16 protein-coding genes are annotated in these 18,495 nt (G+C 63.6%); 9 read left to right on the top strand and 7 right to left on the bottom strand.

The window, feature by feature from the left end; genetic code table 11:
- Positions 1 to 11: 11 nt before the first annotated feature.
- The 4 genes from QAZ47_RS14955 to QAZ47_RS14940 all read right to left on the bottom strand — a co-directional run bounded on the left by QAZ47_RS14955 (position 12) and on the right by QAZ47_RS14940 (position 5,506).
- Complete coding sequence (locus QAZ47_RS14955; protein WP_278207526.1) at positions 12 to 1,598, bottom strand: PAN domain-containing protein; 1,587 nt, start codon at positions 1,596 to 1,598, stop codon at positions 12 to 14.
- Positions 1,599 to 1,659: 61 nt separating this feature from the next.
- On the bottom strand, positions 1,660 to 2,577 hold the full coding sequence (locus QAZ47_RS14950; RefSeq protein WP_278207525.1) for a hypothetical protein: 918 nt from the start codon (positions 2,575 to 2,577) through the stop codon (positions 1,660 to 1,662).
- 215 nt (positions 2,578 to 2,792) lie between these two features.
- Positions 2,793 to 3,860, bottom strand: a complete 1,068-nt coding sequence (locus QAZ47_RS14945; RefSeq protein ID WP_278207523.1) for an OmpA family protein — start codon at positions 3,858 to 3,860, stop codon at positions 2,793 to 2,795.
- Between the two features lie 575 nt (positions 3,861 to 4,435).
- A complete protein-coding gene (locus tag QAZ47_RS14940) occupies positions 4,436 to 5,506 on the bottom strand; it encodes a helix-turn-helix transcriptional regulator (RefSeq protein ID WP_278233630.1) in 1,071 nt (356 codons plus the stop codon).
- Between the two features lie 838 nt (positions 5,507 to 6,344).
- On the opposite strand from QAZ47_RS14940, the gene QAZ47_RS14935 reads away from it, so the two are divergent.
- Both QAZ47_RS14935 and QAZ47_RS14930 read left to right on the top strand, forming a co-directional pair.
- On the top strand, positions 6,345 to 6,776 hold the full coding sequence (locus QAZ47_RS14935; protein WP_278207520.1) for a hypothetical protein: 432 nt from the start codon (positions 6,345 to 6,347) through the stop codon (positions 6,774 to 6,776).
- Between the two features lie 27 nt (positions 6,777 to 6,803).
- The gene (locus tag QAZ47_RS14930; RefSeq protein WP_278207518.1) at positions 6,804 to 7,025 is read left to right on the top strand and encodes a hypothetical protein; all 222 of its coding nucleotides are present in this window, start codon (positions 6,804 to 6,806) and stop codon (positions 7,023 to 7,025) included.
- Between the two features lie 619 nt (positions 7,026 to 7,644).
- Here the strand turns inward: QAZ47_RS14930 and QAZ47_RS14925 are convergent.
- Complete coding sequence (locus QAZ47_RS14925) at positions 7,645 to 8,502, bottom strand: GNAT family N-acetyltransferase (RefSeq protein WP_278207850.1); 858 nt, start codon at positions 8,500 to 8,502, stop codon at positions 7,645 to 7,647.
- 268 nt (positions 8,503 to 8,770) lie between these two features.
- Here QAZ47_RS14925 and argE point away from each other — a divergent pair, with 268 nt between their 5' ends.
- The 6 genes from argE (at position 8,771) to QAZ47_RS14895 (ending at position 15,345) form a co-directional block, all read left to right on the top strand.
- Positions 8,771 to 9,895, top strand: coding sequence for an acetylornithine deacetylase (gene argE, locus QAZ47_RS14920; protein ID WP_278207516.1), 1,125 nt, complete (start codon positions 8,771 to 8,773; stop codon positions 9,893 to 9,895).
- Between the two features lie 13 nt (positions 9,896 to 9,908).
- The gene (locus QAZ47_RS14915) at positions 9,909 to 10,832 is read left to right on the top strand and encodes a glyoxylate/hydroxypyruvate reductase A (protein ID WP_278207515.1); all 924 of its coding nucleotides are present in this window, start codon (positions 9,909 to 9,911) and stop codon (positions 10,830 to 10,832) included.
- A gap of 22 nt (positions 10,833 to 10,854) precedes the next feature.
- Positions 10,855 to 11,208, top strand: coding sequence for a cupin domain-containing protein (locus QAZ47_RS14910; RefSeq protein WP_278207513.1), 354 nt, complete (start codon positions 10,855 to 10,857; stop codon positions 11,206 to 11,208).
- A 144-nt stretch (positions 11,209 to 11,352) separates the two neighbouring features.
- A complete protein-coding gene (locus tag QAZ47_RS14905) occupies positions 11,353 to 12,816 on the top strand; it encodes an aldehyde dehydrogenase family protein (RefSeq protein WP_278207512.1) in 1,464 nt (487 codons plus the stop codon).
- 10 nt (positions 12,817 to 12,826) lie between these two features.
- Positions 12,827 to 13,870, top strand: coding sequence for a tartrate dehydrogenase (locus tag QAZ47_RS14900; RefSeq protein ID WP_278207511.1), 1,044 nt, complete (start codon positions 12,827 to 12,829; stop codon positions 13,868 to 13,870).
- Between the two features lie 17 nt (positions 13,871 to 13,887).
- Positions 13,888 to 15,345, top strand: a complete 1,458-nt coding sequence (locus QAZ47_RS14895; RefSeq protein WP_278207509.1) for an NAD-dependent succinate-semialdehyde dehydrogenase — start codon at positions 13,888 to 13,890, stop codon at positions 15,343 to 15,345.
- 25 nt (positions 15,346 to 15,370) lie between these two features.
- Here the strand turns inward: QAZ47_RS14895 and QAZ47_RS14890 are convergent, their stop codons facing one another.
- A complete protein-coding gene (locus tag QAZ47_RS14890; RefSeq protein ID WP_278207508.1) occupies positions 15,371 to 16,645 on the bottom strand; it encodes an FAD-binding oxidoreductase in 1,275 nt (424 codons plus the stop codon).
- Positions 16,646 to 16,661: 16 nt separating this feature from the next.
- A complete protein-coding gene (locus QAZ47_RS14885) occupies positions 16,662 to 17,330 on the bottom strand; it encodes a haloacid dehalogenase type II (RefSeq protein ID WP_278207507.1) in 669 nt (222 codons plus the stop codon).
- Positions 17,331 to 17,647: 317 nt separating this feature from the next.
- Here QAZ47_RS14885 and QAZ47_RS14880 point away from each other — a divergent pair, with 317 nt between their 5' ends.
- Entirely contained in the window at positions 17,648 to 18,487 is an 840-nt protein-coding gene (locus QAZ47_RS14880; protein WP_278207849.1) for a GNAT family N-acetyltransferase, read from the top strand.
- Positions 18,488 to 18,495: the final 8 nt, after the last annotated feature.

Below are 18,495 nucleotides of genomic sequence, written 5' to 3'. Positions count from 1 at the left end.
CGCTCCCTTGCCTATTGCCGCGTCCCATTCCAGGAGCCCTCCACGGCGTCGGGGTTGTTGCCGAAATTGTAGCTGCCCGCGAACGACTGGCCGTCAGCGGCGAGCGTGAACTTGCCGCTGCCTCGGGTGCCGTCCTTCTGGACCCAGGAGAAGCGCAGCACGTTGCCGCTCACCTTGCCGTTGATCTGCCCGGCGCTGCCGTCATCGCCCCGGTAGCGGCCGGAGACGCCGTTGCCGTTCTGCTGCAGCGAGAGGTCGTAGGCGACGTTGTCGGCATTGGCGCTCCAGCTTCCGCCGAAGCCGGCCGCTGCAGACGCCGATGCCTGCTTTTCTTTCGGCTTGGCGAATCCAGCCGCGCTCTTGGCAAAGCCGGCTGCCCCGCCGCCGAACTTCAGAAACCGGGCTGAGACGCAGCCGGACACCGGCGCGCTGATCCGGCACCAGCCATCGCCGCCGCTTGGCTTGTTTGCGATGATACCTGCAGCGCCGCCTGTCCCGCCGCACGGACCGGTCACCGACACAGCCTGGCCTTCCGGAACCGTGCCGGTCACCTGGCCGTCGGGACCATTGCGCACGTTGAGCTTGTCCAGCCCCGGCTGGTTGATCACCACCGTCGCCGTCCCACCGCCGCAGGAGTTGTCGGCCCGGTCACCACCCCCATCTGCCGCGGCGGCGCTATCTCCACCGCCGCTCTTACAGTCATTCAATCGCTGCTTGAACCTGGCCTCCTCGGAATCGGCGACACCGTCACCGGAATGCGCCACGCATCGCAGCAGCCAATAGTCGTGGGGATTGTTCCAAGGGGCGATCTGGACGAATTTGCAGCCAAGACCGCGCGCCTCGCCGGCAATGGCTGACATGCGATCGCCGTAGGCGACACACGCGTTGCCCCTGCCGGTGTGCTTGATGGGCTTCTCCGGCGGTGGCTGAGGTGCCGAGGCTGTCTGCGCCTTCGCACCCGAGACGCAACAGCCGTTCGGCGTTGGCGGTGGCACAGCCGATTTCAGCCAGCATATTGCTTTCGGACCTTGAATGCCCGCCTTGACGTAAGTCCAAGCCTTGCAGTTCGCGTCGGACTCGCACGCCGACTTGCAGGATCCGAAGCCTGCGATTGTGGCCTCCAAATCGAACCGGTCGTAATCGTGGCCCGGTCGATCGACACCCGTTTCGGCAGTTGATAAGGTCGAGTCTCCCCTGTTTCTGCCGGTATTGGCAGTAACGAGCGGCGGGAATCGCCGCGTGACCTGGCGCCAATTCCCGCAACTCGACGAGAGTCCATATTTGCCGCCGAAGCAACCCTGTGCCGAATAGGTCACCGTGCCATCCGGCTGAACCGCTAGCCTTAGAACTGAACCCGTTTTCCATTCCGTCTGGGGTTGTCCGGGCACGATTACGTTAAAGACGTCAGTATTTCCATCTGGCCACAGGGTGATCTCGAGGATGCGGGAGTTTCCGTTGAACGTCAGGCGCTCATCCACGCAGACGCCTGAGAAAGAGGTGCAGTCGCTGGCATGCGCCGGGTCCGGCTGGGGAAGAGACATCAGCATCAATATCGTGAGAAGCCCGCAGAAGCGGCGCGCCATCCGCCCGAAAGACATGGCCCAACTCCTGCGGGTACGTGTTGAAGCTGCGTCCGACGAAAACATCAGATCCCCGCGATCATTGCCGGGTCCCGCTCCAGCTTCCCTCGACAGCATCGGGATTGCTGCCGAAGCTGTAGCTGCCGTCGAACGACCGGCCGTCGTCGGCGAGCATGAACTTGCCGCTCCCTTTGGTGCCGTCGCGCTGCACCCACGAGAAGCGCAGGAGATTGCCGTTCATCTTGCCGCTTATCGTTCCGGCGCTGCCGTCGGAGCCCTGGTAGTTGCCGGAGACGCTGTTGCCCTTCTGCTTCAGCGAGAGGCTGTAGGCGACGTTGTCGGCAATGGCGCTCCAGCTTCCGCCGAAGCTCGCCGTCGCAGACGCCGATGCCTGGTGCTTGCCCTTCGACCTCACGATCCCGGCCGCACCGCCGGGTTGGCCAACGTCACCGCCGCCAAACGCAAGAAACTGGGCAGAGACGCAACCGTGCACCGGCGCGCTGATCTGGCACCAGCCACCGGCGCCGCCACCTCCGCCGCCTTGCTGCGTCTTCCGCTTGGTGATGCCGGCCGCCCCGCTAATCGCGCCGCACGGGCCGATGACGGACACCGTGTCGCCTTCCGCCACGGTGCCGATCACCTGGCCGCCAGGGCCGCTGCGCACGTTCAGTTTGTCGAGGCCCGGCTGGTTGATCACCACCGTCGCCACTGCATTGCCACTACCGCAAGTGCCTTCTGCCTGCTGCATCGGCGGCATGCCACCCATATCCGCCGGTGTCTCAGGCGTGCCGCCTCCCCCGGTCTCGTCCACCGGTGGGGCATCGCCGCCGCCGACCGGCCTGAATGTCTTGAGCTTGTGGCCGGTGCTTGTGCCCGACCCTGGCACGAAGTCGACATTCAAGCTATCGACCTTGTTGATCTGGATGGCATTGCCCTGGACCGACCCGTGGCTCAGGAAAATGCCGCCGTTTTGCGCGGCCTCGACGAGCGCCTCCATCTCGCTCTTTAGCGACGGCAGATAAATCCGCTTAGGACCCGACGCGCCGATCGGCGCGATCTCGCGAACTTCCGAGGCAGCTAAAGCCGGCCAGCTCAAACCGAGCAGGGCAGCTATGCTCAAGAGAATGAACTGGAACCCGCCGGCCCCGGTCCGGCATTCTTTGGTAGCCATTTGACGGTCCTTCTCGTCTGTTGCCACGTGCCTTGTCCTGCCTAACCAGCATCGCCGGAACTGGCTCGAGCGCCTCCGCTTCCGCCAGGCGCACCACCACTCAGGTCGTCCCGCTGTAGTTCGACGCGGCGGTTTTTGGCGCGTCCTTCTTCGGTATCGTTGGAGGCGACCGGCTCCGTCATGCCGGCGCCATCCGATGCGAGGCGATCGGCGGCGATGCCATATTGGGAGACGAGCGCCGCAACGACGCTGGCAGCGCGCCGTCGGGACAGATCGAGGTTGTAGTCCGCGCCGCCCTGGTCGTCGGTGTGGCCGACGACACGCAGCTTCAGGTCTGGCTCCGACGTCAGTAGCTGCGCGATCTCGTCGAGCGTCGGCTTGGACTCGGGCTTGATGACGTCCTTGTCGAAGTCGAACAATATCCCATAGATCGCAATCTTTCCGGTGTCGGAGAGCGCCGAGCCGATCTCCTTTGCAGTGACCACCCGGATCTTGCCGGTTTCCATCTCCTTCGTCTCGACGACCCGGACGACGGCGACGTTGCCGCTGCTGCTTTCGCCAAGATAGAGAGCCGCGTAGACCGCGCCCTCCGGGCGGTCGAGCCGGGCGAGAAGATAGCGCCCACCTTGCTGGAACCAGTTGTGCACGTAATCGTCCGAAAGTTTTGGCAGACTGAGCGGATCGCCGACGGCCTGGCCGAGCAGATATCCACCCTCCGGCTGACCGGATTCGAAGCAGGACCCGTTCTTGGTGGCGCAGGTGAAGACCTCCGAGAAGCCCTTTGACTTCAGGCTATCCTCGTAGTTGCGGAGCACCTCGAGCGTCGAACGGCCTTGCGGCAGCGCGTAGTAGATGAGCGTGATGTGGCCCTCGACCGTCTTGAAGCCGGTGCCGCCATTGGTGCTCGTCGGCGAGAAAGGACCTTCGACGAGGTTTGCCTCATCGTATTCCGTGACGTCGTAGCCGACGATCTCGGAGCCGTCGTAGCGTCCGACCAGCGGGTGATCGGAACTGCCTTCCACGTCCGCCGCCCGGGCAGGCAGCGCCATGCCCAGTCCGCCAACGATCAGCAGCACGGCGATGGCGCCGATCCCCTTCGTGCTGGCCATGGTTCTCATCGTCTTATACCTCAAGACAAACGGGATTGGTGGACTGCTGCGCTGACAAGCCCCGCGACCGGAACCGCGAACACGGCGCGCAGCGGAGACATTCGATCGAAGCAGCTGTAGCGCCGCTCCCATTGCTAGGGCTGTGATCTGACTCGGGGAAATTGAATGATTGTATGCCGGATATTGGCGCCATGAATTTGGGCGCGTTCGATCTCAATCTGCGCGTTTCGACGCGATTGCCCGGCGGGGATCGTCCAGTCGAACATGCTAGCGTATTGGGCGTTCTCTTGCAGGTCGCGAGGATGGCCACCTGCTCGCCGCCAAGCACGGTAGTTTCGTCCCGGCTCAGCAGGCTCTCAAAAGATTGTGAACCACGGACAACGCTTCCAAGCATCATCATGCCCCTTGCCGATGGGCCATCCCTCGGCAGACGAATTGCGGCGTCGCTCTCGTAAGCGGGATAGCATCAGGCGCCGCAGATGAAACTGCCGCGAAAACCGTGGGTCGCCTATCATCATATGATGATAGGAAGGGTGACGGGCTGCGTTCGAAGGGTGGCCCCTTGGGAGCCCCGGTCAGCGCGGAAGGGGGTGCGCCGACTTCAGGAGGGCAACCAACTGGCTTTGCTGGTTTGTACCGGTCTTGCGGAAAACGCGGTTGAGGTAGGTGCGCACAGTCGAGAATTGCAGGCCTGCTTCGGCTGCCGCCGCCTTGAGGCTATGTCCCTTGGCCAACGCGGTCACAAGATTTACCTCGGCAGGCGTCAGGTCGAACAGGCCCGTCAAGATGGTCGGGGACGGGACGAGGGCGCTTGCCGAGATTGCCGTCGCGACGACGAGCAGATCACCTCCGTCGAAAAGGTCATGCGCGCTGCGTTCGAGCGGAAGCACATGCACTACCGCCGACGGTGTGCCCGGCACAGGGATGGACCGCGGGAGGAGTTCGCCACGCTTCGCCTGCAGCGCAGCCTGGAACAGACGGTTGCTCTCAGAATGGGCAACGGCGACGCCGCCAAACGCCATAGGCAGGAAAATCGACTTCTCGCGATCGAACAGGCTGTTGGTCGCCCGGACACGCCCATTGGCGGCGAGAACGGCGGCCGGAAGCCCGATGTTGGCCAAGGCGTCGACGGCGCCGCGCGCCTGCGCAAGGCCGAGCCGCGCGGCCGCGAGTGTGGCGCGCGCCATGTCAGGCCTCATCCGGTCAAGAACTTCAAGTCGGCGCTCGTCGTAGCCCCCTTCGCCCAGCCCGCGCTGGAAAACGAACATCGCCATCTCACCGGTGGGCATCGGGATGGCCGCGCAGGCATTCACGCCCAGGCCACGCGCGCGCAACCGAACGCGTATCGGATCATCCCGCACCTCGTCGGCCGTCATGAATCTGTCTACATCCACAAAGCTCGAGGGCCGAACGGTGCCCATACGCGCAGCGGCAGTGGACAGGCGCAGGCTCTCATCCTCAAGGAATTCGTTCATCAGTTCCTGGAGCCATGCAACGGCCTTTCCGCGAACGGGCGCGCCATCCGCGAAGACAAAGAGAGCACCGCCTTTCGAAGCCGACGCATTGGTGATCTGCTCGAGCACAGAGGGCCATTTTTCCGCTATGAACGCTGCTTCATAAAGCGCATCGACAATTTCTGTGAGCATTCGCACTCGTCTTACACAGCCTGCTTCTCGCCCTTGCGGGCGCGTACTGCGTCATGCATCAGCAGCATAGCGAAAAATACCTGAAAACTCCAAGGAATGACGCAAAGCGGCACTAGGTCTGTTTGGAGTAGCGACAATGATCTGGTGCGCTTGGAAAGCGCACGCTTAGGTCCGGTTCCTCCCCTTCGTCCCATCATCGAAACTCCGAAGACTTCCGCAGCCAGATATTCCCGCTGTCCTTGTCTTTCTTAGCTAGGCGCTCGGAAGTAGCGAAACTTGCGGGCCGTTATGGAATCGAGTTCCGTAGCCCGGCCAAGTGGCCAACTGGTTTCGAGGTCAAAGAGAAGCTGCAATGGCGAAGTTAGCGCGGTGTTCCCGCGTCGCAACGTCATGCCCTTTCCGGACGGGCGACCTGTTCTGGGTCGGGAATCCGTGCGACGGGGCGCCGCTTCGGGATCGACCGAATGATATGACGGTGCGCGAGCAGGCATAGAACGCGCAACCTCGACCTCCAGCGTCATGCCCACAACGTCTGCCTTCGGGATATGGCAAGGCTGGTCTCTACGGCCGACAGGCGCAAAGCTGCCATTCACTTCGCGGCTGACGAAGGGCGACTTCGGGTCATGATTTCCGGTCCGCGAACGCGCGAGCGCACCGCATGACAACATGACAATCGCACTTCGCGAATGTCGCAGTCTAAGCTTGTGCGTGGTCGAGGCCGTCGAGGCTTGAATACCAGGTGGCATACGAGCCAACAGTCAACCGTTATGGATCGGCTTTGTAGGCCAACTGGCGCGCCAGAGAGGATGAAAGTGAGAACTGGAGCGTCAGGCTCATAATGAAGGTCACAGATTCAAGATCCGGGCAGGTCGCCGCGTTTGATCTGACGCCAGAGAACGTTGCCCATGTCGAGCACTTAGGTAGCAACCGGGTTCAGTCGAAGCGCTCATCGTGGTTTCCTGGCAATATAAGCAGCGGGCAGAAGATCGAACTGGCCGGCGAAGTCGTCCGTCTCGACGAGGATACCGTGACTGTCGGCGGCAAGGATCTCGGATTACGGTCAAGCGCAGTGCTGTGCGCTTGGTCACCAGCCATGTCGCGCCGAAGCGGAAGACATCCACCTGATAGAAAAAGCCCGTCGCCAAATGACACAAGCGACGGGCTGAAATTGGTGGACTACAAGCTGAGCGGCCCAGGGGAGATGAGCCGCTCATTGTCGAAACTCGCCGGCTCCAAACGGTTCCAGGCTGCCGCGGAACATTTTAGCTAAAGCGAATGTTTGTTCATCATGGAAACGATGGATATCACCGAGTGCCGGGCCGCGCTGCGCATGATCCGAGCGACGATCGAGGAGCACTGCCCGCCGGGCGTGCTGATGAGCGAGGAGCAGGTGAACGGGCATTACGGCCCGAGGCTCCTCGACGAAGCCGAGGCGCTGTCGGTCGCGATTGTTGCCACGGTGGAGCGGCTCAGTTTTCAGCCCCAAGAGTTCCCTCCAGCGCCGAGCATAAAGACGTGAGTTCCTCTCAGCACCGGCGCTGCCAGCTGCCCATGACGTCACGAAGCCTAGCTGCTCACCGAAAGTCGGCGGGACGCGGTGAGCCGGGGGGGTGCCGCCTAGCTCGCCCGGCGGTAGGCCTGCGTAGTCTGAACCGCCTCAAGCAGCTCTTCTTCCGTTCTCCGGCCGCTCTCGAACATGTTGACCAGTAGCTAGGCGGTCGCCTCGGCGTCCGGCGACCTCGGCCGCCTCGCCCCGACGTGTCCGCTTTGGGTCTGGAACTAGGCGGCGCCAAAGGATGCGGTCGTTGAGTGGCTCGATCAACTTCTTGAATCAACTTTGGCGAACCGCTTCATAACCCGTTGGCAAATAACGATTATGTTAGTCGCTGAAGGTCGTCGTTTTCTACGGGAAAACAATACGTTAGCGGCTGGTTCGCCAACCCGTTTCCTTCGTATTCTCTAGGATGGCCTGGCGAACCAAAAGACACTGAACGAGGCGATCATTAGCTCAGAGACTAATCCAACGGGTGCCATCTCGAGCGCACCGCAGCCTCACGGATGACCAATATGGGGGCCGAAACCGGACTGGGCGGGTTCTAGCCTGAGGCCGGCTCTTCTTTGTCGGCGAGAACACCGAACTAACCGAGAGTTTGGCTAGCCAGGGCATAGGTCCTCGGCCTGGCCGAGCCACCGTTGGAAAAATCGGCGAAGCGTTTGCCCAGCGACATGGTCAGCACCGTGTCAAAGACCGGCATTCCGGCGTGCGACAGGAAGGCGGCGAACTCTCCATTGTCCATATGGGTGTCGACCCTGAGGAAAGATCCTGAATGGTCGGCTATGTGCGGCCGGACAATTGCTACGGCATCAGCATCGCTTTCGGCCACGACCGGCCCCACGACATGACCACGCCCGAACGGGCGGCAGAGCGCGAAAGCGGTCAGCTTGTTTCCGTCGAAAACCCCATAACCGGCCGAATGCGCGAAGAGTTTTTCAATGAGCGCCGACCGCCTCACGCCAAAGCCCGCCGCGTCGAGCGCGATCGCTGCCGTAACATCGCCTGCGTCCAAAGTCCGGATGTCGCCGCGCGCCTCCGCCGAACTGCCGGTGGTAGGCATGCGGGCTATGCCCTGGCATTGGTAGACCGCCTTCTCCGGCTGGAAATCGAGCGAGAGATAGAGACGCCGCGCAGCGCGGGTAGCGTTGAGACGCAGGTCGCGCCCAGGGATCTTGTCGAAGACCCGCTTCATCAGCCATTGCGCCGCCCCTAACGTCTGAAGCCGAGGCGAGGTGATGACCATGCCGATGGTTGCGAAGCCGGGACCATGCTCGAACCACATTGCCGAACCGAGAACACGGCCGATCTCATCGAGCGCCACGAAACCGTGCCCCGATTCGCGCAGGAACTGCCAATCTTCGGCCCGATGTGGCCAACCCACGGACAGCGAGTGCGCATGCAAGCGGTCGAGTTCGATGTCTTCGATGTCGGCGATGCGCATCGAGAAGGCATCGATTTTCAAGCTTTCGGACGGCCTCAATTCCTTGCCTCTGAAAGATTGCGCAACGGGTGACACACGCCGCCCCTGCCCTGCCAACGCTAAACAACCAGACCGATACGATTTGCTCGAAAGTCGAGCACCAACGCAAGATTCAACTGAAACACTTCCGCTTTCGGCATGCAATCGCGAAGGAACGTATGCATCCTCTAGGGAAATTCACCAGCAGCGGCATCGATGCCGGCGAACCTTAGATGCCTTGAGGGCTGGAATGAACGTCTTCGACATCCTCGACTGTCTCGTCGCCTTTCCATCGGTCGCCGGCAGGGCGAACGGTGACATCGCCGGCTGGATCGAGGCACATCTTGCCGAAGAAGGAGCGAAGGTCACCCTGTTCCCAGGACCGGAAGGCGACCGTTTCAATCTTTTCGCGACGATCGGTCCGGCCGATGTCCCAGGCTACGTCCTGTCCGGCCACATGGACGTCGTTCCCGCCGGCGAGCCGCAATGGAGCTCGGCTCCTTTCACGCTGCGCCGGGAGGGTGAGCGGCTCTATGGGCGCGGTACCACGGACATGAAGGGGTTCCTTGCCGCCACGCTCGCAGCTGTGCCGCACCTGGCCGGTCTGCGCCTCGCCAGACCGATCCACCTCGCCTTCTCCTATGATGAGGAGATCGGGTGCCGCGGCGTGCCGCACCTGATCGCCCGCCTCCCCGAGCTTTGCGCAAGGCCTCTCGGCGTCATCGTCGGCGAGCCGAGTGGCATGCGCGCCGTGCGCGGCCACAAGGGCAAGGCGGCCGCCCGCGTGACTATCCACGGGCGCTCTGGCCATTCCTCGCGGCCCGACCTTGGGCTCAACGCGATCCACGCCATGGCCGATGTGCTGAGCTCGGCCGTCAGCGAAGCGGAACGGCTGACGCATGGTCCGTTCGACACAGCATTTGAACCAGCCTACTCCTCTCTACAGGCGGGCGTGATCGCGGGCGGACAGTCGGTCAACATCATCCCCGCCACCTGCACGTTGGAGATGGAGGCGCGCGCCATACCCGGCGTCGACCCGACCAGCTTGCTCGCGCCCGTCAAGGCGAAGGCCGAGCCCCTTGCGGCCGACGGCTTTCGGGTCGAGTGGACGCCGATCAGCGCCTATCCGGCGCTGTCGCTGTCGCATGACGCGGCACTTGCGGCATTGCTGCGCGAACTGACGGGTGAAGCGCCGCTCGCCGCCGTCAGCTACGGCACCGAGGCCGGGCTCTACCAGGCCGCCGGCTTCGATGCGATCATCTGCGGCCCCGGTAATATCGGCCGCGCTCACAAGCCGGACGAATATATCCTCGCCAGCGAGCTCGCCGCCTGTCGGCGGATGATCGAAGCGCTGGGCGCGCGCTGCGCTGCTTGAAGGAGCAACCGGAATGACATTCCTGTTCAACTCCGATGCGCGACGCGGAGCGGTCTTTGCCGACGCGTTTGCCAAAGAGTTGCCGGACCTCCCCTTCGCGATGGACGGCGCGACAGTCGATGCCGACGCGGTGCGCTATCTGATCACCTGGACCGTACCGGATAATCTCGCCCGCTACCGGAACCTGGAAATCCTGTTTTCCATCGGCGCCGGCGTCGATCAGTTCCGCTTCGACGCGGTGCCTGCTACGGTGAAGATCGTGCGCATGGTCGAGGAAGGCATCGTGCGCATGATGCAGGAATACGTCACGCTGGCCGTGCTTGCGCTCCACCGCAACCTGCCGGGCTATTTGGCGCAACAGCGCGCCGGACAATGGCGCGATATCCCGCAGCCCCAGGCCGGCTCTCGCCGGATCGGCGTGCTCGGCCTGGGGCAGCTCGGGCAGGCTGTTCTCGACCGGCTGAAGCCCTTCGGCTTCCCGCTCGCCGGCTGGAGCCGCTCGCCGCGGCGGATCGAGGGCGTGACCTGCCATCATGGCGAGCTTGGGCTGGAGCAGCTGGTCGCGGCCAGCAACATACTGGTCTGCCTTTTGCCGCTGACCGAGGAGACGCGCGGATTTCTGAATGCCGACCTGTTCGCGAAACTGCCCGGAGGGGCGGCGCTCGTTCACACCGGCCGAGGACCGCAGCTCGACCACCAAGCGCTTGTCGCCGCGCTCGACAGCGGTCACCTCTCGGCCGCAATGATCGACGTGACCGATCCCGAACCGTTGCCCGCGGGACATACGTTCTGGTCGCATCCGAAGCTCGTCCTGACCCCGCATGTCGCCAGCGTCACCCAGCCCGTGACTGCCGCGCAGGCCGTCATCGACAACATCAAGCGTCACCGCGCCGGGCTCGATCCCATCGGCCTCGTCGACCGGTCGCGCGGCTATTGAGCTCCAACGGAAAGGTCATCCATTGTCCCTGCTTAAAACCGTCGACATCAACCCGGCCTTCCAGCCGCGCGAATCCAAGGCGCTGCCCGAGCGGCTGATTGCCGGCGACCCCGCCTTCAAGACCTGGGCGCAGGACGTTGCCAAGGGCGACCTCGTCCATACCGGCGTCTGGGAGGCGACGCCGGGCGAGACGCGCTCGGTCAAGGGGGAGACTTTCGAGTTTTGCCACATCCTCTCCGGCGTGGTCGAGATCACGCCCGACGCCGGCGAGGCGGTGACCTACCGCGCCGGCGACAGCTTCGTGATGAAGCCGGGCTTCACCGGGGTCTGGAAGACCATCGAAACGGTGCGCAAGATCTACGTCACGGTCGGTTGATGACACTTAGCTTCCAGCCACCGCAACAGATTTTGCCGCCCCTCGCGGCCAGCACGCAAGATTCGTCGGTGGCGTGTCGCCGAACAACGCATGCTGCGTGTCAGCACACGCTAGGCTAGGGTCGATGCTGGAGGGTGGTCGCCCATGAGCTTGAGTTTCGATCCGGACACGATTCCCCTTCCCGTCGGCCACTTCGTCGGCGGTGAACTGATCTCGGCCGAGGGCGGGATCGAAATGCGCCGCCCTTCGGACGGCAAGGCATATACCGCCTGCCCCGTGGCCAGCGTCGACATGGTCGACCGTGCGGTGGAAAGCGCCAAGGGCGCGCTGAAGGCCAGCAACTGGGGCGGCGTTCGCCCGCGCGAGCGCACAAAAGCGCTTCACGCTTGGGCCGACCTGATCGAGGCGGAAGCCGAAACGCTGGCCCGGATCGAGGCACTGTGCTCGACCCGGCCTGTTGGTCAGGTGGTTGCCGGTGACATCGCCGTGACCGCCGAGCAGATCCGCTTCTTCGCCGAGTTCGCCGACAAGGAAGGCAGCGAACTGGTGCCGACCGACGACGCCAGTCTCGGCATGATCGTGAGCGAACCCTATGGCGTGGTCGGCGCCATCACCCCCTGGAACTTTCCGATCTCGATGGCGGGATGGAAGCTCGGCCCGGCGCTGGCCGCTGGCAATGCGGTTGTGCTGAAGCCATCGGAGATGACACCGTTTTCCGCTATCTACATGGCGCAGCTCGCCTTCAGAGCAGGACTGCCCGCTGGACTGATCAACGTGGTGCTCGGCGATGGTGAGACCACGGGCACGGCGCTGACCGGCCATACCGAGATCGCCAAGGTCAGCTTCACCGGCTCGACCCGCGCCGGCTCGTCCATCATGGAGAACGTCGCCCGCACCGGCGTCAAGCCGATGACGCTGGAGCTGGGCGGCAAGAGTCCTCAGCTCGTCTTTGCCGATGCCGATCTCGACAAGGCGGCAACGGCAATCGCCAGCAGCGTCACCTTCAACGCCGGCCAGGCCTGCGTGGCCAGCACGCGCCTGATCGTCGAGAAGAGCGTGGCCGACAGGCTGGCGGCCGCAATCCTGGAAAAGATGAAGGCGGTGCGGCCAGGGCCGACATGGGACGAGACGACCCACTATTCGCCGATCATCTCGGAACGGCAGCGGGCACGTGTCGATGGCATCGTGCTGGCCGCAGTTGGGGCCGGCGGCGAATGCCTGACCGGGGGCGCCGCCATGGATGCTCCCGGCTATTTCTACCAGCCGACACTGATTGCCAATGTCGATCAAAACAATCCGGCGATCGTCGAGGAGATCTTCGGTCCGGTCCTGACCGTCCAGAGCTTCGAGACCGAGGACGAGGCGCTTTCGCTGTCCAGTCACCCGACCTACGGACTGGCCTCCGGCCTGTTCACCTCCGACCTGTCGCGCACGATCCGTTTCGCGCGTAAGCTCGAAGCGGGCACCGTCTGGGTCAACCGGTACAGCCGCTCGCGCGACCACATCCTGCCGACCGGCGGCTATAAGCGCTCCGGCATCGGCAAGGACCTTGGCCGCGAAGCCTATCTCGCCAACCGCAGGACCAAGAGCGTCCTGATCAGCCTCTGAAGAGACGCCGATGAAAACCTATTCGATCGCCCTTATCCCTGGTGACGGCATCGGCCGTGATGTCACCTCCGCCGCTTGGACGGTGCTGGAAACGGCAGCCAAACATTGCGGCTTTGGCTTGACGGGAACCGAATTCCTCTGGTCCTGCCGCTTCTTCAAGGAGACCGGCCACATGATGCCGCAGGACGGTATCGAGACCTTGCGGAGCTTCGACGCCATACTTCTCGGCGCCGTCGGCTGGCCGGCGGAAGTGCCGGATTCCGTCTCGCTCCACGGCCTGCTGCTGCCGATCCGCAAGGCGTTCGTGCAATACGCCAACATCCGGCCGCACCGCCTGCTGCCGGGCGTGACGAGTCCCCTCAGAGCCGAAAGCTTCGATATCCTGTGCATCCGCGAGAACACCGAAGGCGAATATTCCGGCGCCGGCGGGCGCGTTCACCAAGGCACGCTGGACGAGGTCGCGGTGGAAACCTCGATCTTCACCCGCGCCGGCGTCGAGCGCATCCTGCGCTTCGGTTTCGAGCAGGCGCGAGCGCGGCGAGGCAAGCTTGCCTCCGTCACCAAGTCCAACGCGCAGAAATATTCGATGGTCTTCTGGGACGAGATCACGCGAAAGTTGGCTGCGGATTATCCGGATATCGCAGTGACCAGCTATCACGTCGATGCGCTCGCGGCGCGCATGATCATGGAACCGCAGAGCCTTGATGTGGTCGTCGCTTCCAACCTGTTCGGCGACATACTGACGGACATCGGCGCGGCGATCCAGGGCGGGCTCGGCTACGCCGCCTCCGCCAACATCAACCCGGACCGTTCGGCACCGTCCATGTTCGAGCCGGTGCACGGCTCCGCGCCCGACATCGCCCATCTCGGCATCGCCAATCCGATCGCCGCCATCTGGTCGGGCGCGATGATGCTCGACCACTTGGGCGAAAGAGACGCAGCCGGCCGCGTCATGAAAGCGATCGAGTCGACAACCGCTCGAGGCCTTGGAACCATTGCCGGCAAGGACAGCACGGACGCCATCACCGCCGCCGTCATCTCGGCGCTCAACTGAATGCAGGGTCGTTTTCGATGAAGAGCCTGAACGACAAAAGTCTATTCCGCGAGACCGGCCTGATCGGCGGCAAATGGGTCGCCGCCGCCTCCGGCGGGACGGTCGATGTTATTGATCCGGCGACCCAGGCCGCGATCGGCACAGTGCCCGACATGGCCGGCTCTGACACCCGCGCGGCCATAGACGCAGCGGCTTCCGCCTATCGGAATTGGCGGAAGAAGACCAACGCCGAACGTGCTGCCCTGCTGGAGGCCTGGCATGGCCTGATGCTTACGCATCTGGAAGATCTCGCGCTGATCCTGACGACGGAACAGGGCAAGCCTCTGGACGAAGCGAGAGGCGAGATCCGCTACGGCGCTTCCTTCGTCAAATGGTTCGCGGAGGAGGCGCGCCGCATCAACGGCCACACCATCCCCTCGCCCACGGCAGACCGCCGCATTATCGTGCTCAAGGAACCCGTCGGCGTTTGCGGCATCATCACGCCGTGGAATTTTCCCAACGCGATGATCACCCGCAAGGTCGCGCCTGCGCTGGCGGCCGGTTGCACAGTGGTCATCAAGCCGTCCGAGTTCACGCCCTTTTCGGCGCTGGCGCTCGGCGTGCTCGCCGAACGGGCGGGCATTCCCGCCGGCGTCATCAACATCGTCACCGGCATGCCGGCCGAGATCGGCAAGGAGATCATGGCGAACGAGACCGTGCGCAAGATCTCCTTTACCGGTTCGACGCGCGTAGGCTCGCTGCTGATGCGCGGCGCGGCCGACAGCGTGAAGCGGCTCAGCCTCGAACTCGGCGGCAACGCGCCCTTCATCGTCTTCGACGACGCCGATCTCGACCTCGCCGTCGAGGGCGCGCTCGCCTCGAAATTCCGCAACGGCGGCCAGACCTGCGTCTGCGCCAACCGCATCCTCGTCCAGGCCGGGGTCTATGAGGCTTTCGCCGCCAAGCTCACTGCCCGCGTCAACGCCTTGACGGTGGGGCCCGGCACTCAGGCCGGCGTCGCCATCGGACCGATGATCAACATGGCGGCGGTTGAGAAGATCAACCGCCACGTAGACGATGCGCTTGCCAAAGGTGCTGAGATCGTCACGCTGAGGCCGGCCCTGCCCGAAGGGCCGCAATATGTTGCCCCGCTGGTGCTGACTGGTGCGACAAATGACATGCAGCTCGCCGGCGAGGAAACCTTCGGTCCGGTCGCACCGCTTTTCCGTTTCGACACGGAAGAGGAGGCGATCGCGCTGGCCAACGGCACGCCTTACGGACTTGCCTCCTACTTCTACACCGAGAATCTGAAACGCGCCTGGCGCGTCGGCGAGGCGCTGGAGTTCGGCATGGTGGGGCTCAACACCGGATCGGTCTCGATGGAGGTGGCTCCCTTCGGCGGCGTCAAGCAGTCCGGTCTCGGGCGTGAGGGCGCCCAGGCCGGCATCGAGGAATATCTCGAGATGAAAACGTTCCACATGGGAATAGGGCAGTAGGCAATAGGAAAACACTGCCTACTGCCTACCTCACCCGATCGAGCGCCTTGTAGTAGAGACCGACCACCGGCAGGAACCAGGGCTTGCCGGAATAGCCGGGAATGGCAGGCCACTCGACGCCTTTCATCGGGTTGCGGTCCTCGCGGCCGAGCATGGCATCGGCCATGATCATGCCGAGATGGGTGGATAGCTGCGCACCGTGGCCGGAATAGCCCATCGCGTACCAGATCCCGTCATGGTAGCCGGCGCGCGGAAAACGGTCCTTGGTCATGTCGACCAGCCCGCCCCAGCAATAGTCGATCTCGACCTTGGCAAGCTGCGGAAAGATCGCAGCGAGGCTCGCCCGCAATACCTGTCCGCTCTTGGCGTCGGAACGCTGGTCGGATCTCGCCGAGAAGCGCGCGCGACCGCCGAAGACCAGGCGGTTGTCGGGCGAAAGCCGGAAGTAGTTGCCGATGTTCATCGAGGTCACGCATGTCCGATTGCCCGGCATGGTGGCGGCGATCTCGGCCGCGCTCAACGGCCGCGTCGCGATGATGAAACTGCCGACGGAGATGATCCTGCGGCGGAAATAGCCGAAATTCGGCGTTGTGTAGGCGCCGGTCGCCACCAGCACGTTGTCGGCACTGATCCGGCCACGGGACGTGGTCAGTTCATGCCTTCTGCCGGTCTGCTTACAGTCAGTCACCATGGTGTTCTCGTGGATGACGACGCCGTAGCGGACGGCCGCCGCAGCCAGGCCGCTCACATAGCGGCCCATATGCATCATGGCGCTCTTCTTCGACAGCATCGCGCCATGGAAGCACGCGCCGATCTCGGACTTGAGATCGGCCGGCGACAGCAGCGCCGTGTCCGGATCGACCTCGGCATGGATGGCTTCGAAGTTGCGGGCGATCACTTCGAAATGCTGCGGCTTGGAGGCAAGCTTCAGCTTGCCGGCGCGGCGGAAATTGCAGTCGATGCCTTCCTCGGCGACCAATGCCTCGATGGTGTCGACCGAGTCGTCCAGCGCCCGGTAGAGCGCGATTGCGCGCTCCTTGCCGAGCTCTGCCTTGGCCGAGAGGTAGCTGTGGGCAAGGCCATTGTTCAGGTGCCCGCCATTGCGTCCGGATGCACCCCAGCCCACGCGCTCCGCTTCCAGCACGACCACCTTGGCGCCGGCCTTCGCCAATTGGCGCGCCGCGGCGAGGCCGGTGAAGCCGCCGCCGATGATGGCGGCATCGTAATGCCCCTCGAGCGTGCCTTTCACCCCGCCGGAAAAGACAGGGGCGGTGTCGTGCCAGTAGGAGACGAACTTCATCGGCAATCCGCCTGACTCAAAGACCGACCACGCTCGGAAGGCCGGAAATATCGGCGATCTCGACATAGCCGTAATAGGGGTTGGCCGGCTCGTGGCCGCGATTGACCCAGACCTTGTTCTTGATCCCGAGATCGTGAGCCGACATCAGGTCGTAGCGGAACGACGACGAGCAGTGAAGAATATCTTCGGGGCCGCAGCCCAGCCTGTCGAGCATATATTCGAAGGCCCTGAAGCGCGGCTTGTAGGCCCGCGCCTGCTCGGCCGTGTAGACGGCATGGAACGGCGCGCCGAGTTTCTCGACGTTGGACATGATCTGCGCGTTCATGGCGTTGGAGAGGATGACCAGTGGAATTTCCTTGGCGATTTTCGCCAGGCCGGCCGGAACGTCGGCATGTGGTCCCCAGGTCGGGACGCGCTCATAGACCATCCTGGCGTCGTCGGGGCTGAAGGCGACGCCGTTGCGCTTGCACGTGCGTTCGAGCGCGTTGTGGACCACGTCGGCATAAGGCTTCCAGTCGCCCAGAATCTCGTCGAGCCGATACGCCGCGAAGTTCCTGATGAATTCCTGCATGCACGCTTCGTCGAGTTGGCTGCCATAGAGGTCACGCGCCGCCTCCGCCATCTGGAAATTGGTCAACGTGCCATAGCAGTCGAAGGTGATGTATTTGGGCCTGAAAGAAGCCATATCCGTCGATCTCCGGTGGAAGCGCATCCGCGTTGGGATGTCTTTCATCATAGGCCGGCAGGCAGCGATCCTCCCGACCGAAAAGCGCCTCCCGAAAGCAGAAAGTTCCGTATCCGGCATCCGGTTTGGCACGCTGTAGCATCTGCGCGTCGATGGATACCGCCGATCGAGGCGTAAGGCGCATCCAGTTCGATAGGCGCCAGCACAAGATGCGGCACACCCCCTGCGCAAAGGCAAATGATACTGTCGAAGTCGAAACTTCAGACGATCTGCGGCGCATCGATGACCGAGACTGGGGCCAGATGGAAAGGTGCCTCATGCAGCAAGGCGAGATCGAACTCCAGGACTTCGGGCCGGATCATATCGAGGGCGCAGTCGCGCTTTCTCGCCAGGAGAATTGGCCGCATCGCCCGCAGGATTGGCAGATGGCGCTGCAGCTTTCGAGCGGCGCGGTTGCGCTCGACGATCACGGCCGGGTCAACGGAACAATTCTGGTAACACCCTACGGCGCCGATTGCGCCATGATCAACATGGTGATCGTCGACAGGAACGCCCGGGGCAAAGGGCTTGGGCGCCGGCTCATGGAACAGGCCTTCGCCCTTGCCGGCGACCGTCCGCTGCGGCTGGTCGCGACGGCGGACGGCATGCCGCTCTATGAGAAGCTCGGCTTCGTGCCCTCCGGCATCGTCCTGCAGCATCAAGGCAAGGTTGCCGAGCTTGGCCTGCCCGAAGGCGTGGAGGCCGCAGGCCCTGGCGATCTGCCGGAGATCAAGGCGTTGGACCGTGACGCCTATGGCGCCGACCGTGAAGCCCTGATCGACGCGCTGGCTGAGCGGGGCGAATTCGCCCTCGTCCGCCGCAATGGCGTGATCGAGGCCTATGCCGCAATCCGCCCGTTCGGGCGCGGCGAGGTGATCGGTCCGGTCATCGCGGGAAATGCCAACGACGCCAAAGCACTGATCGGCTTCTTCGCTGCATCGCGCCCCGCCGCCTTCCTGCGCGTCGATACCGACAGCCGGACCGGCATAGCCGACTGGCTCACGAAAATCGGCCTCGGCCATGTCGGCGGCGGCGTCGCCATGGATCGCCCGTCCAGGACGGACGCCGCACGGGCCAGGCCAAAAGTTTACGCCCTCGCCAACCAGGCGCTCGGCTAGTTCGGAGA

The organism is Mesorhizobium sp. WSM4904 (assembly GCF_029674545.1).
GTDB lineage: Bacteria > Pseudomonadota > Alphaproteobacteria > Rhizobiales > Rhizobiaceae > Mesorhizobium.
Note: the sequence above shows the minus strand (reverse complement) of the source record. Positions and strands in the feature narration are given on the sequence as shown.